This is a genomic window from Mesorhizobium sp. WSM2561 (assembly GCF_000513915.1).
Lineage (GTDB): Bacteria > Pseudomonadota > Alphaproteobacteria > Rhizobiales > Rhizobiaceae > Mesorhizobium > Mesorhizobium muleiense.
The window spans coordinates 1-2,731 of record NZ_AZUX01000101.1; the positions used below are offsets into that span (position 1 = coordinate 1).

Genomic DNA, 2,731 nt, shown 5'->3' on the forward strand with positions numbered 1-2,731 from the left:
GAAAGTTGGCTCGACACCAAATCTTCTCAGACAGGGACCTCCTCAGGCCAGACCGGCGCATCAGCTACCGCGGCAGCGGTTTAGTTCAATCACGCAAAACCGCTCTTGGGAATCTGGAGGCTTCAGTGAGGCCCGCATGCAACAAGAGGGGCTCGCACGCTCGGCGTCGGACTTCATTGCAAGCCGAATTGAACGAAGGCGCGGGACGGTCTGGCGCTATGGGATTGTAGGGTGGAGGAGTGATCGGGATCGTCTCCGCCAGACTGATAATGGGCGTTCACGATGCGGCCACAGCGATGGATGGCATGGCGGAAGGCGGAACTTTGATGGTGATTAACGCGGAACGGGCCGCGGTGCCCTCCATCGCCGGTTTGGGTACTCGCGGCCTTAAGGAAGATCATGGGTTGGCGTGCCGGCGCGCATGTTGACGGATGCTGAACCAAGTGATGAGGACGTGCCCGGCGTGATCAGGAGGTGTCGCTCCAGAAGGGGCTCGGCGGCGCCTGTCCGCATCGCCAGATGGCGAGCGTGATCATCGGCCCTCCGCAGCATGGGCAGCGATGCGCTGCCGCAAGGAGTTCGGCGGCGACAGCGGCAATTTCGGCATCCGGTTTGAGAGCGTCCTGTCGCGGGCTGGCCAGCAGCCTGCGGCACAGTTCGAGCTTGGCGGCGCGATGGCCGTTGGCGAGGAAGCCAATGGCGGATGCGATGGAAGCCGTCGGGCAGAGTGTGCAGGAGAAAGCGGCGGATGAACTCGTGCGCGTCCAGCCGTCATGAGCTTTGTCTTGCCGCGGTGGCGATAGTCCCTCCAGCGGAACCGATGCGATCGTCGGTCATGCTGATCAGCCGGGAATTGGTGATCGCGACGCGGATGGGTGTAGCGGCCGAGATAGGCCAGCACCTGCTCTGGCCCGCCGAAGGGCGGCTTGGCGGTGAGCAAGCGGCCGAAAGCATCAGGTTTTGCCAGATGGGCGAGATCGCCGAAGAAGCCCAGCCGGCCCTCATCATGAGGCGCTCGCAGCTCCTCCAGAAAGAGGCGGCGAAACAGGCGCGACAGCACGCGCACGGGCAAAAAAGAACCCCGACCTGCATGAGATCCAGCGTGTGCCGTCGGGAGAGATACCGCCGCCCGGTACGATGCAATGGAGATGGGGATGGTAGGTGAGGTTCTGGCCCCAACTATGCAGCACGGCGATGAGACCGATCGGCGCCGAGAGGTTTGGGATCGGCGCCGATTGTGCGCAGCGTTTCGGCCGCTGCCGTGAACAGGATCGCGTAGACCACCGCCTTGTTCTGGAAGGCGATCGCCTCGATCTCGGCCGGTATAGTGAACACCACCTGGAAATAGGGAACCGGCAGAAGCTCGTCCTGCCGCGCGGAGAGCCAGTCTCGGCACGCCTGGCCCTGGCACTTCGGACAATGCCGGTTGCGGCAGGAATTGTAGGCTATACGAATTGCCCCGCAGGACCGGCATCCCTCGACATGACCGCCCAGTTCGGCGGTCCGGCAGAGTTCGATCGCGTTCATCACGCGCCGCTCGACCCGGCCGAGACGGCCGTCATGAACCTGCCGATAGACCTCGCCATGGCGGCGGAAGATATCGGCCACCTCTAGTCTCGCCGACATTGGCGGAACCGGTCACCCCGGCGGCACCACCTCAATGTTCAGCCGGTCGAGCGGGCTTTCCGTCCGCCGGATGAGGCCGTTCGAGATCTTCGTGTCTCGACAGATTGTTGTGGCCGAGCAGCACCTGAATGATGCGGATGTCGGTGCCGTTCTCCAGGAGATGCGTGGCGAAGCTGTGCCGCAACGTATGCACCGTCACCCGCTTGTCGATGCCGGCGGCCGCTCGCGCCGAACGACAGGCCGAATACAGCACCTGCACGTCTATGGGCCGATTTGCGTCTCGGCCGGGAAACAGCCAGCCCTGCGGCTTCGCCAGCCGCCAATAGATCCGCAGGATGCGCAGAAGCTGCGCCGACAACATCACGGTGCGATCCTTGCCACCCTTGCCATGGTGGACCCGGATGACGCCGCGCCCGCTGTCGATATTGCCGACCTTCAGCCCGACCGTCTCCGAGGCACGAAGACCCGCCGCATAGGCCGTCGTCAGGGCGGCGCGCGTCTTCAGGCTCGGCACCGCCTCAAGGAGCGGACAACCTCATCGGCGCTGAGAACCACCGGCAGCGTGCGTGGCGCGCGGGCATAGGCGGTCCGTTTCGGAATCTCGGCATGGCCCAACGTCACGCCATAAAAAACCGAAGCGCACACACCGTTTGGTTCAGCGCCGGCCACGAGATTCCGGTCGAAACCAAATGCACCTGGAAGGCGCGAACGTCCTCCAGGCCAAGCCGGTCAGGGGATCGGCCGAAGCAGCGGGAGAACTTCTCCACCGCGTGCACATAGGATCGTCGCGTGGCCGGCGACAGATTGCGGATCGTCATGTCCTCGATCATGCGCCGGCGAAGCGGGCTCAACTCGGCCATCTCATTGCTCCCGTTCTCAAGTTGCGCTTCAACAGCCGCAATCCTTCAAAACAGAAGCCTCACCTGCAAACCGATCCTCCAAATGCCGCGCCAGCGGCTTCGTTCAATCGTCAAAACGCTCCCAGAACTAGAAATCTGCCAAGTAGTGCTAGTCGAGACGGGAACCCGAGCGCCAAAGAGATTTACTTTGAGAGGCGCGATTTATGATCAGAGGCCTTGCTCAAATCATCAACGCGCCCTGGGAG

The 2,731-nt window shown here is 62.9% G+C and carries 3 protein-coding genes and 2 pseudogenes; all 5 read right to left on the reverse strand.

The features are described 5' to 3' along the window. Positions 1 to 387 precede the first annotated feature (387 nt). The 5 genes and pseudogenes from M727_RS44120 to M727_RS38715 all read right to left on the reverse strand — a co-directional run bounded on the left by M727_RS44120 (position 388) and on the right by M727_RS38715 (position 2,486). Positions 388 to 768 carry a transposase gene (locus tag M727_RS44120; RefSeq protein ID WP_348627202.1) on the reverse strand — a complete coding sequence of 127 codons (381 nt, stop codon included), beginning with the start codon at positions 766 to 768 and terminating at the stop codon, positions 388 to 390. Positions 769 to 832: 64 nt separating this feature from the next. Continuing rightward, positions 833 to 1,066 (reverse strand): annotated as a pseudogene (locus M727_RS44125) (transposase); the annotation flags it as partial. After that, positions 1,005 to 1,190 (reverse strand): transposase, encoded by a 186-nt coding sequence (locus tag M727_RS43640; RefSeq protein ID WP_245269110.1) that lies wholly within the window; start codon positions 1,188 to 1,190, stop codon positions 1,005 to 1,007. The gene M727_RS43640 and the pseudogene M727_RS44125, both read right to left, overlap by 62 nt. Beyond that, a complete protein-coding gene (locus M727_RS43645; RefSeq protein ID WP_245269111.1) occupies positions 1,180 to 1,608 on the reverse strand; it encodes a transposase zinc-binding domain-containing protein in 429 nt (142 codons plus the stop codon). The genes M727_RS43640 and M727_RS43645 overlap by 11 nt, the downstream gene beginning before the upstream one ends. 30 nt (positions 1,609 to 1,638) lie before the next feature. Beyond that, positions 1,639 to 2,486: pseudogene (locus tag M727_RS38715) on the reverse strand (site-specific integrase). Between the last annotated feature and the right edge of the window lie 245 nt (positions 2,487 to 2,731).